The 14,751-nt window shown below is 66.0% G+C and carries 10 protein-coding genes; 7 read left to right on the forward strand and 3 right to left on the reverse strand.

Translation table 11 applies throughout. The features are described 5' to 3' along the window. Positions 1-4: 4 nt before the first annotated feature. A complete protein-coding gene (gene cydB, locus LFT43_RS07800) occupies positions 5-1,102 on the forward strand; it encodes a cytochrome d ubiquinol oxidase subunit II (RefSeq protein WP_395801996.1) in 1,098 nt (365 codons plus the stop codon). A 3-nt stretch (positions 1,103-1,105) separates the two neighbouring features. Next, positions 1,106-4,534, forward strand: a complete 3,429-nt coding sequence (gene cydD, locus LFT43_RS07805; protein ID WP_395801998.1) for a thiol reductant ABC exporter subunit CydD — start codon at positions 1,106-1,108, stop codon at positions 4,532-4,534. A gap of 11 nt (positions 4,535-4,545) precedes the next feature. Here the strand turns inward: cydD and LFT43_RS07810 are convergent, their stop codons facing one another. Together LFT43_RS07810 and LFT43_RS07815 are read right to left on the reverse strand one after the other, a co-directional pair. Then, positions 4,546-5,628: an NAD(P)H-dependent flavin oxidoreductase gene (locus LFT43_RS07810; RefSeq protein ID WP_395802000.1), complete on the reverse strand. Its 1,083-nt coding sequence runs from the start codon at positions 5,626-5,628 to the stop codon at positions 4,546-4,548. Between the two features lie 8 nt (positions 5,629-5,636). Continuing rightward, positions 5,637-6,155 (reverse strand): DinB family protein, encoded by a 519-nt coding sequence (locus LFT43_RS07815; RefSeq protein WP_395802002.1) that lies wholly within the window; start codon positions 6,153-6,155, stop codon positions 5,637-5,639. Between the two features lie 128 nt (positions 6,156-6,283). Between LFT43_RS07815 and LFT43_RS07820 the strand changes: the two genes are divergently transcribed. Further along, the gene (locus LFT43_RS07820) at positions 6,284-6,670 is read left to right on the forward strand and encodes a VOC family protein (RefSeq protein ID WP_184739400.1); all 387 of its coding nucleotides are present in this window, start codon (positions 6,284-6,286) and stop codon (positions 6,668-6,670) included. 13 nt (positions 6,671-6,683) lie between these two features. Here LFT43_RS07820 and LFT43_RS07825 read toward each other — a convergent pair whose 3' ends face one another. Beyond that, a complete protein-coding gene (locus tag LFT43_RS07825) occupies positions 6,684-9,230 on the reverse strand; it encodes a DNA topoisomerase (ATP-hydrolyzing) subunit A (RefSeq protein WP_395802005.1) in 2,547 nt (848 codons plus the stop codon). A gap of 54 nt (positions 9,231-9,284) precedes the next feature. Between LFT43_RS07825 and LFT43_RS07830 the strand changes: the two genes are divergently transcribed. From LFT43_RS07830 to LFT43_RS07845, 4 genes are read left to right on the forward strand one after another with little or no spacing between them, the layout of a single operon-like run. Continuing rightward, entirely contained in the window at positions 9,285-11,978 is a 2,694-nt protein-coding gene (locus LFT43_RS07830; RefSeq protein WP_395802007.1) for a GNAT family N-acetyltransferase, read from the forward strand. Positions 11,979-12,034: 56 nt separating this feature from the next. Further along, positions 12,035-12,763 (forward strand): DUF5998 family protein, encoded by a 729-nt coding sequence (locus LFT43_RS07835; protein ID WP_395802009.1) that lies wholly within the window; start codon positions 12,035-12,037, stop codon positions 12,761-12,763. After that, entirely contained in the window at positions 12,763-13,992 is a 1,230-nt protein-coding gene (locus LFT43_RS07840) for an alkaline phosphatase family protein (protein ID WP_395802011.1), read from the forward strand. Before LFT43_RS07835 ends, LFT43_RS07840 begins: the two co-directional genes overlap by 1 nt. Then, complete coding sequence (locus LFT43_RS07845; RefSeq protein ID WP_395802013.1) at positions 13,985-14,713, forward strand: thymidine kinase; 729 nt, start codon at positions 13,985-13,987, stop codon at positions 14,711-14,713. Before LFT43_RS07840 ends, LFT43_RS07845 begins: the two co-directional genes overlap by 8 nt. Positions 14,714-14,751 lie beyond the last annotated feature (38 nt).

A 14,751-nucleotide genomic window follows, 5' to 3' on the forward strand; every position in this document is an offset into this window, starting at 1 on the left:
TCGCATGGAACTGTTGCCAACCGTTTGGTTCATAGCCATCGCCGTGTTGTGGACCGGCTACCTCTTCCTGGAGGGCTTCGATCTTGGGGTCGGAATGCTCATGAAGCTCTTCGCCCGGAACAACACCGACCGCCGGGTTCTACTGAACACGATCGGCCCGGTATGGGACGGGAATGAAGTCTGGTTGCTGACCGCGGCCGGTGCCACGTTCGCGGCCTTCCCGCTCTGGTACGCCTCGCTGTTCTCGGCCCTCTACCTGCCACTGCTGCTTGTCCTGGTGGCCTTGATCTTCCGGGCTGTGGCTTTCGAGTACCGGGGCAAGGTGGACACCGCGCGCTGGCGGACCATCTGGGACTGGGCCATTGCCGTTGGTTCGTTCACGGCCGCGTTCGGCATCGGCGCTGCCCTGGCACTGACCACTACCGGGCTGCCGCTCAACGCTAACGGCGACCGCCAAGGCGGCCCCTTTGCCTGGTTCAGCGGTTACGCCGTGCTGGGCGGCTTCGCCGTCGTCGCGTTCGCCCTGGTGCATGCTTTGGCGTTCCTGGCCCTGAAGACCGACGGCGAGGTGCGCCACCGCGCGCGCCGCTGGTTCGTGCGGCTCTCGCCTGTCGCATTGCTGCCGCTGCTGGGATGGATGGTGGCCGTGCAGCTCCTTAGCGGCAAGACGTGGACCTGGGCACTCGTGATCGTGGGAGCCCTGGCTGCCGCAGCGGCCTGGGCTCTCGCCCGCAAGGGAGCCGAGGGCACGGCCTTCGGAGCCCTGGGTGTGTTCCTGGTGTGCGCCACGGCATCCATCTTCGGTGCAGCCTTCCCGGTGGTGATTCCTTCGACCTTGGATCCCGCCTTCAACCTCACCGTTTCCAACGCCTCATCCTCCGCCTACACCTTGGGGTTGATGAGCATCGTCGCGGCAGTCGGCCTGCCCCTCGTCATCGCCTACCAGGCGTGGACCTACTGGGTGTTCCGCCAGCGCGTGAGCGCGGCCCACATTCCGGCCGCACATGGCTTCCTGCCGGCCATTGCTGCCAAGGTGCTGGTCGGTCATGCGGCGTCCGGCGGCCCGGCTGCAAAGCACGCACGCCACAACGCCAGGGAGTAACGGATGAAGCCCGAGTTGCCCGCCGGACCCGCCACCCGATCCGCCCTGTACGCCCTTGGTTTGTTGGCTTCACTCAAGGCCTTGTCACTGGTCCTGATTGCACAGGCCGTCGCGGGGATGCTGTCCGGACTTGCCGCCGGCGGCATGGGGTGGCGGGAAGGACTCCTCTGGGGTGCCGTCGGCGCGGTGCTGCGGTCACTGACGGTCTGGGGCCAGGGGGTCGCAGCGCGCCGGGCGGCCCTCGGGGTCAAGGAAGAGCTGAGGTCCAGGCTTCTGGGCCGCGCCCTCGGCGCCGGGGCCGCAGGACGAGTCGGTGAAATGAACGACGGCGGGCTGGCCGTGCTCGCGACGCGCGGACTAGATGCGCTCGACAACTACTACACCCAGTTCCTGCCCGCCCTGATCAATTGCGCTGCAGTACCTTTGCTCCTGGGCGTCCGGATCCTTTTCGCGGACTGGGTCAGTGCCGTGGTTGTGGTTTTGACCCTGCCGCTGGTACCGCTTTTCATGGTGCTGATCGGCCGCCACACCGAGGACAGGGTCCACGAGGCACAATCCACCCTGAGGAGGCTCTCGGGGCACATCCTGGAGCTGGCAAAGGGGCTTCCGGTGCTCGTGGGACTGGGCCGCGCCCGCGAACAACGCGCGGCGCTCGAAGACCTCTCCGAGGAGTACCGTTCCCGCACGATGGGAACCCTGCGGACGGCCTTCCTTTCTGCCCTCGCCTTGGAGCTCATCGCCACCATTTCCGTGGCGGTGGTTGCCGTCTTCATCGGCGTACGACTCGTGGCGGGTGACATGGGCCTGGAAGCAGGCCTGCTGGCCCTCATCCTCGCCCCCGATTGCTACCTTCCCCTGCGTGAGCTGGGCACGGCCCACCACGCCAGCGACGACGGCCGCGAAGCACTGGCCGCGGCTAACGCCGTGCTGGAGTCGCCGGCGGGCCGCCCCCTGAATGATGCGTACGACGTCGGCGCGGACGCCACGAACAATCCGCTCGCCGACGTCGTGGTCACCGGACTAACGGTGAGCTATGCGGGACGGGCCGCGGCCGCCGTCGGGCCCATCGACTTCCATGCCCCCGTAGGGCGGATCACGGCCCTTGACGGCCGCAGCGGTTCGGGAAAGAGCACCATACTGGGCGTTCTGGCCGGCACGATCGGTCACGGTACGCGGGCGTGCGTTAGCGGTACCGTTGCCGGACTGGGCGCCGGTGCCGTGGCCTGGGTACCGCAGCATCCCGTCATGGTGGCTGCAACTGTGCTGGAGGAGATCGTCCTCTACCTCAACGGCGGCAGCCGGGGCTTCCTGGCAACCGACTCCGAATCCACCCCGGACGCCAACAACGCGACCGCAATGGAGTGCCTGGAGAAGGCTGCCGCGGAACACCTCGCACTCAAACACCCCGCAGAGCTCAGCCCTGGCGAATTGCGGCGCGTTGCCGTTGCCCGCGGCCTGGCGCGCCTCAAAGCCGGAGCCACGGTCCTCCTGCTCGATGAACCGACCGCCCATCTCGACGCCACCTCCGCCGATGCCATCCGTACGGCAATCCAGGGCCTGCGAGGCGCCGCGACTGTCATCCTGGTCGCCCACGATGCCGCAACGCGGAAGCTTGCAGACCACGTGGTGGAGCTCGACGGCGCGGGTCTCGACGGCGGGACGGCAGAGCAGCAAGCCGTCCCGGCCCATCGCGAACCCGCGGCAGCCGCACGTGGAACGGCAATCCAGCAGGACAGCCGTCTACGGGGCGGCCCGGCCGGGGGAATTGAACCCCCCACCCCCATCTCCACCCTCAAGGCTCTGGCACGCATCCTCGCTCCCGTCCGCTACAAGTTCGCCGGTGCTGTGCTGGTTGCAGCGCTCGCAGCCTTGTTCGCCGTGGCCTTGTCCGGATTGTCGGGCTGGCTCATTATCCGGGCCAGTGAACAACCGCCCATCCTGTACTTGCTCGGAGCAATCGTGGGTGTGCGGTTCTTCGGCATTGGCCGGGCAGTGCTTCGTTACGCTGAACGGCTCCTCGTCCACGACGCCGTCTTCGCCGCCATGACAAGGCTCCGCGGTGCGCTGTGGACGGCGCTCAGCGCGCGGGCACTGTCCCTCCGACGGCTCCTGCAAGGCGGCAACGTGCTCGGGGCGGTGGTGGACGACGTCGATACGCTGCGGGACTTGCTGCCCCGCGTCGTGCTTCCGCCGCTCACGGCCCTTGCCGTCGCGGCGTCGGCGGTGACCGCCTCGGCACTGCTCGTGCCCGCAGCGGTGCCGGCCGTGATCGCGGCGGCCGTGTTCGGGGTTGTCCTGGCCCCCCTGCTTTCCCTGTTGGCGGACCGCAACGCTTCGCGCGCGGAGCGGCAACTGCGCTCACTGGTGCTGCACGACGTTGCCTCCGCCCTCGACGCCCGCGCCGAACTCAGCGCCAACGGCGTGGCCCCTGCCGTGCTATCGTCCCTGACCCGGCGGGAAAACGAAGCCACAGCGGCGGCACAGCGTTCGGCATGGGCCGAGGGCGTAGGCCAAGGATTGACCGTCCTCGCCTGCACGCTGGGAGCGCTGGCGTCGGGCATTCTCGCGGGACCTTCTTTGCAAGCCGGAACTGTTGCGCCAGCTGTGCTTGCCGTCGTCGTGCTCATGCAACTGGCGCTCGCCGAACCCTACGGGGGTGTAGTGTCTGCCGTGCGGCAGGCCCCCGCCTTGGCCGCAGTATTGCGGCGAATCGCCGAGTCGGGAGCGTTTGACGCGCCCGCAGCGTCCGACGGCGGTGTACTGGCCTTACCGGAGCGGCCTGGCGGTTCTCCGGGGCTGCTTCTGGACGGACTCGAAGCGTCTTGGCCCGGCGGCACCACGGTGTTCAGCGGACTGAGCGGCGAGGCTGCCCCCGGGCAGTGGCTCTCCGTCACGGGTCCGTCCGGTTCCGGCAAATCGACACTGCTCTCGGTGCTGCTCGGTTTCCTGCCGGCATCGTCCGGCGCAGCCTACGTCACCGGTAACGCAGCGTGGTGTCCGCAGGAGGCCCACCTCTTCGATTCCACCATCCGCGGGAACCTGTTGCTCGCCCGCCCGGCCAGCCGCAGACCTTCCGAAGCGGACATGCACCAGGCCTTGGGCGCAGTCGGGCTCTCCGGACTGGTATCGGGGCTTCCTGCCGGGCTGGATAGCCGCATAGGCCCCTCGGGGTCGTTCCTGAGCGGCGGCGAACGCCAGCGTCTCGCCATGGCCCGCACGCTCCTGACCGGAGCAACAGTCCTCCTCCTGGACGAGCCGACGGCCCATCTCGACGCCGAGGCCGCCCGTTTGATGATGGCCGAACTTCGTGGCGGACTGGGAGGGGTCACGGTAGTCCTCGTGACCCACAACCCGGCCGACATCAGCGGGGGAGACTCCCGGCTGAACCTCGGCTCGCCATCGAGCCTCCCGGAGCTAGTGCACGGAAACTAGCCGAGGAGGGGCTAGCTGCCGATCCGCCCAAAGATGGCGTCGACCGACTCGACGATATTGTCCACGAGCTTCCGCGCATCGTCCTCCCGGATGAGCGGCGTCGATTGTCCGGCCCACAGGGACATGAGCCCCGGGATTCCCTGGGTAGCCGCAGCGGGCCGGAACTTGCCAGTCAGCCAGTTTTGGATAGGGAACGGGGCGTGGACGGCGGAGTCGGCGAGCTCAGCGATGATCCGGTTGGGGATGCCGCGCGCCAAACGACCGCTGAGGGCGCGGGTCAGGACAGTGTGGGCGGCGTCGGGCCCGTGCAGCGCGGCCAGGTGCGCTGGACTGATGGCCGATTGGCGCGTGGCAAGGAAAGCCGAACCGATCTGGACCGCATCAGCACCCAGTGCCAGGGCGGCGGCGACCCCACGGCCATCGGATATACCGCCGGCCGCGATGACCGGAACCGAGACCGCATCCACCGCCTGCGGCACAAGGGCCATGGTTCCAACGAGCGAGTCCTCGGGAGCACGCAGGAATGAAACCCGGTGGCCGCCGGCCTCCATCCCCGTGGCAACGATGGCATCTACCCCGCCGGCATCCAAGGCTGCCGCTTCGTCCACGGTGGTCGCAGTACCCACCACCACTGTGCCGTTCCGGTGGGCTTGTTCGATCACAGACTCGGAAGGAACGCCGAACACGAAGCTCAGGACGGTTGGCTTGGCGTCGATGGCCGCCTGGATCTGACCGTCCAGATCAGGCAGATAAGTTTCAGGCTGCGTGGGAGGCTCCACGCCCACCAGCTCGAAATAGGGCCGGAGGACGTCCACGTAGGCAGCGAATTGCTCAGCATCCACAGACGGCGGTTCCTCGCCCTCGATGGGGAGCCAGAGATTGAGCGCGAATGGTTTCCCGCTGGCCTCCCTGAGTTCGCGGGCTGTGGCGGTAATCCGTTCCGGCTCGTAGCCGTAGAGCCCGTACGAACCGAGTCCTCCGGCCTCGCTGACGGTGGCCGACAGCTCCACCGATGAGAGGCCGCCGAACGGGCCAAGGACGATGGGCAGTTCAATATTGAAGAGGCGGGTGGCCCGTGTATCTTTCCACGTCACGGCGGGGCCTAGCCGTCGACGTCGTGCAGGTGATGGACGACGTCATGCAGGAAGTACTGGGCAAACGTCAACACGGTGAAGGTGGAGCCGTTGCTGCGGACACCGGTGCGCGGCCACTCATCCTCGTGCACGGAGGCGAAGGAATTCGCGATCTGTTGGCCCTCGGCGGCCAGCTGCGCTGACACTTCGGCGGGATCCGCGTTGGCGTAGTCGCCGTCGATTGCGGCCTTGTCCTGGTCCCAGTTGGCGAAGCGGGCGTCGTCTTCGCGCAGCATCAGGTTCAGGCGCTGGTCGAAGAGGCCGAAGACATCCCTTACGTGGCAGGCGTACTCCAGGGGCGACCACGTGTGGTCGTCCGGGCGGATCGAGGCGTCTTCGCGCCGCAGCACGGCGCGCCAGCGCGGCAGCATGTTCAGGACTGTTCCCGGCACGGTGGACGGGGTCACGGTGGCGGCGTCGAAACCGCATTCTGGGCAAGGCGTGGACAGGACCCAGGTCCAGTCCTTGTCATCGGGAATGATCGGCATGGCAGTAGTCTAGGGCCCGCGTTCGCGATCCGGCCGCACTGGGGAATGAGGGTGCCCGTGGACACCTCCAAATCGCCTATCAGGAGTAAAGTTAGGTGCTGTGGGGAAGCCTGGAAAGTGAAATTGCCATGCTTAAGGATCTAAACGTCGCCGGCGTGCTCCCTGCCAGCGATCTCGCTCGCGCCCGCGATTTCTACCGCGACAAGTTGGGCCTCGAACCGGACAACCCGGAGGCCGCAGATAACCTGCTGTACAAATGCGCCAACGGCACCGCCTTCCTGCTCTACGAGACACCCAACGCCGGGACCGCCAAGAACACCCAGTTGGGATTCCAGAGCACCGATCTGGAGCAGGACATGGCCGATCTCAGGGCACGCGGAGTCGTTTTCGAAGAATACGACTTCCCGGGCCTGAAAACCGAGAACGGCATTGCCACCTTCCCTACCGGTGATCGCGGAGCCTGGTTCCTCGACACAGAAGGAAACATCCTCAGCATCGCTACCGTGCCGATCTGAGCGACAGCGAAGTTCATTCCCCGGCGGTCTCCGGACCGCTTCCTTCTTCCCACGCCATGGTTGCGCCGATCGCGTCCACGGGCTGGGAGAGGGGAACACCGGAGCCGTCGCGCCGGCCGTGCTCCTGCGGGAGGGCACGCGCGACGCCGGCGCTGGACGCCGCTTTAGCAGGGCCGTGACCTGCCCAGCCGAGCAGCAGTGTGTCTTCGCCCTTGAGGAATCTGTGGGCCCGCACGCCTCCCGTTGCGCGGCCCTTGGCCGGATACTCCTCGAACGGCGTGATCTTGGCCGTGCCCGGAGCAGTCCCCGGCAACGCGCCGTTGCTGCCCGCAATGGTCACGACGACGGCGGAGAGGTCGTCCGCGCGCACCGTGCCGAAGTAGATGACGTCGTCGCCGGGTGCAAGCTTGATGCCGGCCATGCCGCCTGCTGTCCGGCCCTGCGGCCGGACGGAAGAGGCGCTGAACCGCAAAAGCTGCGCGAGCCGGGTCACGAAGACGAGTTCGACGTCGTCGTTTTGGGCAGGCTCGACGCCCACCACGGTGTCCTTGTCCTTGAGCGCAATGATCTCCCAGTCTTCACGGTTCAGCGGGTAATCCGGCTGGACGCGCTTGACCACTCCTTGGACCGTTCCGATGGCCAACACGGCATCCAACGGTACGAACGCCACAAGCGTCTCGCCCTTGAGCAGGGTGATGAAGTCCTTTGCCGCTACGCCACCCGCAAGATTGGGCAGGCCGGACATCGGTGGTAGCGCCGGCATGTCCATGACTTGTACCCGGAGCATGCGGCCCTGCGAGGTGACAGCGCCGATTTCGCCCCGCGCGGTTGTCTTGACCACGGATCGGTAAACGTCGTGCTTGCTCCGGGGACCGGATTCGGCCAGCGGTTCCTGGTTGGACGTCCGTGCGATCTGGCCGGAGGTGCTCAGGATTGCCCAGCAGGGATCATCCGGGATTTCGAGCGGGAGCGCTGCGGCTTTGCCCTTGCCCGCCGGCACGGTGGCTGCCAACGCCGCGGCCACGGTGGGAGAGACAGCCTCGGACTCGAGGAGAACGGTGCGTCGCGGGGTGCCGTACTTCTCGGACACTTCGGCCAATTCCCCGGACACAAGCTCGCGCAGCAGAACATCGGACGCCAGGATCGCCTCAAGCTCGGCGATCTCGAGGAGCAGTTCTTCCTGCTCTTTTTCGAGTTCGATGCGCGAGTACTTGGTCAGTTGGCGCAGGCGAAGTTCCAGAATGTAGTTGGCCTGGATCTCGGACAAGTCGTAAATGGACATGAGCCGTTCGCGGGCTGCCGCGGCCTCGTCCGAGGAGCGGATGATCTGGATGACCTCGTCGATGTCCACGATCGCGACCAGCAGGCCCTCCACCAAGTGGAGGCGGTCCTTCTTCTTGCCCAGGCGGAAAGCAGTACGACGGCGCACGACGGACAAGCGGTGGCCGACGTACACCTGGAGGAGCTGGAGCAAGCCCAAAGTCTGCGGCTGCCCATCCACCAGGGTCACGTTGTTGATGCCGAAGGAGTCTTCCATTGGCGTGAACCGGTAGAGCTGTTGAAGCACGGCGTTGGGGTTGAAACCGTTCTTGATCTCAATCACGAGCCGCAGTCCATGCTTGCGGTCAGTGAGATCCATGACATCGCTGATGCCGGTCAGCTTCTTGGCATTGACGGCATCTTTGATCTTCTCGATGACCTTTTCCGGACCCACCATGTAGGGCAGTTCGGTCACCACCAGGCCGGTGCGGCGCGCGGTCAGTTGCTCGATCTCCACCTTGGCGCGGGTCTTGAATGACCCGCGTCCCGTGGCGTAGGCATCACGGATTCCATCCAGACCCACGATCCTGCCGCCCGTGGGCAAGTCGGGGCCGGGCACGAAGCGCATGACGTCTTCCAGGGTGGCGTCCGGATGGGCGATGAGGTGCCGGGCGGCGGCGATGACTTCCACGAGGTTGTGGGGGGCCATGTTGGTGGCCATTCCGACGGCGATGCCCGTTGTGCCGTTGACCAGCAGGTTGGGGAAAGCGGCGGGGAGGACATCCGGCTGCGTGAGCTGGTTGTCGTAGTTGGGGACGAAGTCCACTACGTCTTCGTCGAGGTGCTCGGTCATCGTCATCGCAGCTGCGGCGAGCCGGGCTTCCGTGTAACGCGGTGCGGCCGGGCCGTCGTCGAGCGAGCCGAAGTTGCCGTGCCCGTCAATGAGGGGCAAGCGCAAGGAGAAGTCCTGGGCCATTCGCACCATGGCGTCATAGATGGCGGCGTCACCGTGCGGGTGCAGCTTTCCCATGACCTCGCCCACCACCCGGGCACTCTTCACGTGTCCGCGGTCCGGGCGCAGGCCCATGTCGCTCATCATGTACAGAATGCGCCGTTGAACCGGCTTCAGGCCGTCGCGCGCATCGGGGAGCGCGCGGGAATAGATCACCGAATACGCGTACTCCAGGAAGGAGCCTTCCATCTCGGAAGTGACGTCGATATCGATGATGTTCTCGGTGAAGTCCCCGTCGACGGCGGCGGTTGCTGCGTTCGCGCGGGAGGGACTTTGGCTGCGTGCCATGGAGTCGGTGGATCCTTAAACGTTTACTGCGGAAGACTTAGCTAGGCTAAGCCTATGGTGGATCAGCCCGGCGCCGGCGTATATCCGGAATATTGGGAGGCCGATGTCGTGCTTCGTGACGGCGGAACGGCGCATTTGAGACCCATCTCACCCGAGGATGCGGACGCCCTCCAGGCTTTCCACACGGCGCAGTCCGAGACGTCCATCTACATGCGGTTCTTCTCGTTCAAATCGAGGCTCTCCAGCAAGGAACTGCGCCGCTTCACCGAAGTGGACCATAAAGACCGGGTGGCGTTCGTCATCACCATCGGCGGAGAAATCGTCGGCGTCGGCCGCTATGACCGGCTCGACGACCCCACCGAAGCCGAAGTTGCGTTCAATATCTCCGATGTCCAGCAGGGCCGCGGGATCGGTTCGATCCTGCTTGAACACTTGGCGGCGGCTGCCCGCGAAAACGGCATCCGCCGCTTCACCGCGGAGGTCCTGCCGGAGAACCGCAAAATGCTCCGGGTCTTCGCCGACGCGGGCTACGAGCTCGCGCGCAAATTCGACGACGGAGTCGTCAGTGTCGAGTTCAACATCGACCCCACCGCAAAATCCCTGGCTGTCATGGAGTCGCGGGAACACCGTGCCGAGGCCCGCAGCGTACGGGACTTGCTGGCGCCGTCGTCGATCGCTGTGGTGGGCGCAAGCCGCCGGTGGGGGACCGTAGGGCACCAGTTGCTTGAGCACATCCTGGAGGGAGGCTTCAGTGGCGCGGTCTATGCGGTCAACCCTGAAGCATTCGAGTTGGCCGGCATGAAGTCCTTCGCCCGGATCGCCGACGTCCCCGGGCCGGTGCAGCTCGCCATCGTCGCAGTGCCGTACGAGGAAGTGCCGAAAGTTGTGGAGGAGTGCGGGGCGGCCGGCGTCAAAGGGCTGGTGGTCGCCACTGCGGGCTATGCCGACGACGGCGAGCATGGACTGCGGAAGCAACGGGACCTCGTGCGCAGGGCGAGGTCCTACGGGATGCGCGTGATCGGCCCCGAGTCGTTGGGGATCGTGAACACGAATCCGGAGGTCTCCCTCAATGCGTCGATGGCCCCGAGCCTGCCCCGGCGTGGGGGACTGGGACTGTTTTCGCAATCTGCCGCCATCGGTGTTTCCGTCTACGCCGCAGCGAGCCGCCGGGGCCTGGGCCTTTCCTCGTTCTTGTCCGCCGGCAACCGTGCCGATGTCTCCGGCAACGACGTCATGCAGTTCTGGGAAGACGACCCGGATACCGCCGCCGTCGGGCTCTACTTGGAGTCGATCGGCAACCCACGCAAGTTCTCCCGACTGGCCCGCCGCCTGTCGCGCAGCAAGCCCGTCATCGTTGCCAAATCCGATGTCACCGGGCTGCGCCTTCCGCCAGGACACGTAGTCAGGACGACTCTGGCGCCGGCCTCGGCACTGGACGCCATGATGCGCCAGGCCGGGGTCATCGCAGTCGAAACCATCGAGCAGCTCATGGACGTGGCGCAGATCGTTTCCAGCCAGCCCCTGCCCAAGGGTCCGGCGCTCGCGGTCTACAGCAATTCCGCGGCCTTTGGGAAGGTGGTGGCGGACAACGCGGCGCCCCAGGGACTGGTCGTCGGCAGGATCGTAACCGACGTCGACCTGGATGCGGGGATGTCGGTGGCCTTGGAAGGACTGCGGCGCAGCCTCCGGCAGAATCTTGCAGACGACGCCGTGCACGCGGTTGTCGCAGCGATGGTTCCGTCCCGCAGCCTCACGAGGGAGGCGATCGCCGGAGTCCTCTCCGAATGCGCGGCAGAGGCGGGTAAGCCCGTGGTGGCGGCATTCACGGGAATCCTCGACAGTTCCGTGCAGCTGGATGGATTGCTTACCTCAAGCGGAGGATCCGGGCCGTCCCTTCCCTGCTACTCCAGCGCCGGCAGTGCAGTGGCAGCCTTGGCGGCCGTAGTCCGTTACGCGAAGTGGCTGGACCGGGACCAGGGCATGTTCGTGGAGCCTGGGGGTTGCGACCGGGAGGGAACGCGGGAACACATCGAGCGGCTCCTGTTGTCCGTTCCGGGGGAGCAACTGGTCCGGCTCGACGACGCCGAAGGCGCCGCACTGCTATCCCGGTACGGCATCCAGGTTGTGCCGTCAGCTGTATTCGAGAGCGACGACGAAGCGGTGGCCGCAGCCGAACGGCTTGGTTGGCCCGTCGTGCTCAAGACCACGGATCCTGCGCTCCGGCACCGCCTGGACTTAGGCGGCGTGCGGCTGGACATCGAGGACGCGGACTCGCTACGACGCAACATCGAGCAGATGCGGCGGGTCCTTGAACCCTATGGGTCACCGGCCATCGAGGTACAGGCCATGGCACCTGTGGGGCAGGCCTGCACCTTCCGCGCCATCGAGGATCCGCTCCTGGGCCCGGTGGTGTCCTTCGGTTTGGCAGGCGACGCCGTAAACCTGCTGGACGATTGGGCCCATCGGGTGCCTCCCTTGTCCGCAGCCGATCTTCACGACTTCATCAGGGCGCCCCGGGCTTCGCTGAAACTGTTTGGCTACCAGGGACTGCCGGCTGTCGACGTGGCGGCCCTTGAGGACCTCGGCGCACGGCTGGTCCGCCTTAAAGATGAACACCCCGAGATTGCCCTCGTGGAATTCAATCCCGTCCTGGCCGGACCGCGGGGCGCGAAGATCCTTGCCGCCGAGGTATGGATCGGGAACGCCGCACGGCGTACGGACAGCGCCCGTCGAGCGATGCTCAGCTGACCGGGCAGGGAGCCGGGTGGTTATGAAGTCCCCAGCGTATCTGTGAAAATGGAGGAATGAGCTCGAAGTCCCCGACGCCTCCGTCCGGTCCGGCTACCACCGGGCACCAAGCAGCACACAACCACAGCTCGCAGGGGCAGAGCCTGGACCAGGCTCTTCAGCGGGCCGGGTTCTACCCTGTCCTCGTTGCCGATGTTGTGGCCGACGCTTTGGACGGGCGAGACTGCCTTGCGCACCTGGTGCACTTGGAAACGCATTTCGACCGTGCCGAGGTCCGGCGCCACATCACCGTCTTGGTCCTCACCGAGGACATGCTGGTGATCACCCACGTTGACGACCAGCAGCTTGACGAGGCCGGCGAGCAGATTGTCGCCCAGATTTCCACCGAGTCCGTGCCGGTGGCACAAATACGCTCGGTGGTGCTCAGCTACATGTACGCACAGCCGCAGAACTACACTCCGAGCGACCCCGTCAGGGAGCTGACCCTGTCCATTGCCTGGTCTGGTGGCCAACGCCTGGATGTGGGACCGGCCAGTTGCGGGGACCCGCAATGCGAAGCCGATCATGGGTATACAGGCACTATTTCCCAGGAGGACATCGTCCTTCGGATCAGCTCGGAGGCAGACGGCCCCAGGGCCGTGCAGGATGCGAAGATCTTTGCCCGCGCGCTGCGGGCCGTGAACACAGGGGGTCCCGGGCCTGCAGTACATTCGGGTTCCATCCCCGCACCGCGTCTCCGCTCGGGCGTCTTCGGAAACCGGTTGAGCCGCGGACACCAGCGCTGATGGTGACCTCGGAACACCTCGCCCGGGAAACCGCCCCCACCGCCAGCACCGTCCCCGGGCTTCCCGGCGCGCCGTTGTATGGCAGCAAGTCGATCGCTGAGGTCTTCACCAGCGCCGCCGCGAGCATGGGCCTGCCCGGCTTTGAGAACAAGCTGCAATTGCCTGCATCACAACGCGTGTGCGTGGTGCTTGCCGATGGCCTGGGCCGCAACCTGCTCAAGCAGAAAGCCGCCCACACGCCGTTCCTGAGGTCCGTTGCGAATTCGGGTCAGGGAGCCGTTCCCGTCTGGCTCGATTCAGCCTTCCCTTCCACCACGGCATCGTCTTTGGCAAGTCTGGGCACGGGCCGTACGCCCGGCGAACACGGCATGGTGGGCTACGACGTCCTGGATCCCGCCCAGGATAAGGTGGTCAACCTGCTCGGCAATTGGGACGCCGGAGTCGATCCCCTGCGCTGGCAGCCGTTCCCGACAATTTTCGAACGCGTGGCTGCTGACGCCGACGTCGTCACAGTGAGCCTGCCCCAGTTCGGCGCGTCGCCGATGACCCGCGCGGCCCTCCGGGGAAGCCGGTTCGTGGGCGGCACCTCGCTCCATGCCCGGACAGCAGCGGCGGGGGAAGCGATGGCCGCAGGAACCAGTTCGCTCATGTACTTCTACGTCAACGAGCTCGACAAAGCCGGCCACCGCTACGGCTGCCAGTCCGATCGCTGGGAACACCAGCTCGAAGAGGTAGATTCAACGGTCAAGAGACTATCCTCCTCACTTCCCGCAGGGACCACAATCCTGGTCACCGGGGACCACGGGATGCTTGACGTTCCGGAGTCACAGCGCATCGACTACTCCGCCGATCCGGCCCTTATTGCCGGGGTACGGCACACGGCAGGGGAGCCGCGCATGGTCCACCTGTACCTGGAACCCGATTCGGGAGAACGGGATCGCGAGGCCTTGTTGGATGCCTGGCGTGCCCGCTTCGGCGACCGGATCTGGGCCTTCACCCGGGAGCAGGGCGTTGCGGCAGGTCTCTTCGGCGGGCTCCGCCCGGAGGTTTCCCCGCGGATCGGAGACGTCATGATCGCCGCCCGGGACACATTGGCGCTCTACGATGTTCGCCGGGTCCGCCCTACCGCCATGGAAGTCGTCGGGCAGCATGGTTCGCTGACCAAGGCCGAGCGCGAAGTTCCGCTGCTCTGCTTCCAGTCCGGAGGTCCCAAAGGCCGCCGTGGCTGAGCTCATCTTCTTTTCCGGAACCATGGACTGCGGCAAGTCCACACTTGCTCTTCAGATGGACCACAACCATCGTGCCCGTGGCCGCGGCGGAGTCCGCTTCAGCTGCAACGACCGCGCGGGAGGCTCGGTCATCTCCAGCCGGCTCGGTCTCCAGACAGACGCAGTTGAGGTTCTTGACACCACCGATTTCTGGGACGAAGTGGTCCGACGCCGGACGACCGGCCTCCGGGTGGACTACCTCATCTGTGACGAGGCCCAGTTCTACTCGCCGGGCCAAGTGGAACAGCTGGCGCGCGTGGTTGATGAGATGGACGTCGACGTGTTCGCCTTCGGGATCACCTCGGACTTCCGTACCAGGCTCTTTCCTGGGTCGCAGCGCTTCGTAGAACTCGCGGACAGGATCCAGGTCCTGCAGGTCGAAGCGCTCTGTTGGTGCGGCCGCCGCGCAACACACAATGCGCGGACCATGGACGGCATCATGGTGGTCGAAGGCGAGCAAGTGGTAGTCGGCGACGTCGCGATGGATGGGCCCGCCGGCGACGGCAGTGGAGACGCGGTCAACGAACCAGCCGATGCGTTGTCACCGGCGGTCGGGTACGAGACTCTCTGTCGTCGGCACTACATGCGACGGGTAACTGCCCACGGGGCTAATCTCATGGCGAGCCGGGACCAATTGCTGCCGTTCGACGTCGACGCTTGCCTTTGGCACGGCGCGAACTGAGGCTCTCCGCAAACCGAAAGCGGCGCGAATTTGAACGG

This window comes from Arthrobacter sp. FW306-04-A, assembly GCF_044358315.1.
Lineage (GTDB): Bacteria > Actinomycetota > Actinomycetes > Actinomycetales > Micrococcaceae > Arthrobacter.

Bases quoted from the DNA above. Each gene is read 5' to 3' on its own strand.
- cydD (WP_395801998.1), top strand. From the start codon at position 1,106: ATGAAGCCCGAGTTGCCCGCCGGACCCGCCACCCGATCCGCCCTGTAC.
- LFT43_RS07825 (WP_395802005.1), bottom strand. From the start codon at position 9,230: ATGGCACGCAGCCAAAGTCCCTCCCGCGCGAACGCAGCAACCGCCGCC.
- LFT43_RS07815 (WP_395802002.1), bottom strand. From the start codon at position 6,155: ATGCCGATCATTCCCGATGACAAGGACTGGACCTGGGTCCTGTCCACG.
- LFT43_RS07820 (WP_184739400.1), top strand. From the start codon at position 6,284: ATGCTTAAGGATCTAAACGTCGCCGGCGTGCTCCCTGCCAGCGATCTC.
- LFT43_RS07835 (WP_395802009.1), top strand. From the start codon at position 12,035: ATGAGCTCGAAGTCCCCGACGCCTCCGTCCGGTCCGGCTACCACCGGG.
- cydB (WP_395801996.1), top strand. From the start codon at position 5: ATGGAACTGTTGCCAACCGTTTGGTTCATAGCCATCGCCGTGTTGTGG.
- LFT43_RS07840 (WP_395802011.1), top strand. From the start codon at position 12,763: ATGGTGACCTCGGAACACCTCGCCCGGGAAACCGCCCCCACCGCCAGC.
- LFT43_RS07830 (WP_395802007.1), top strand. From the start codon at position 9,285: ATGGTGGATCAGCCCGGCGCCGGCGTATATCCGGAATATTGGGAGGCC.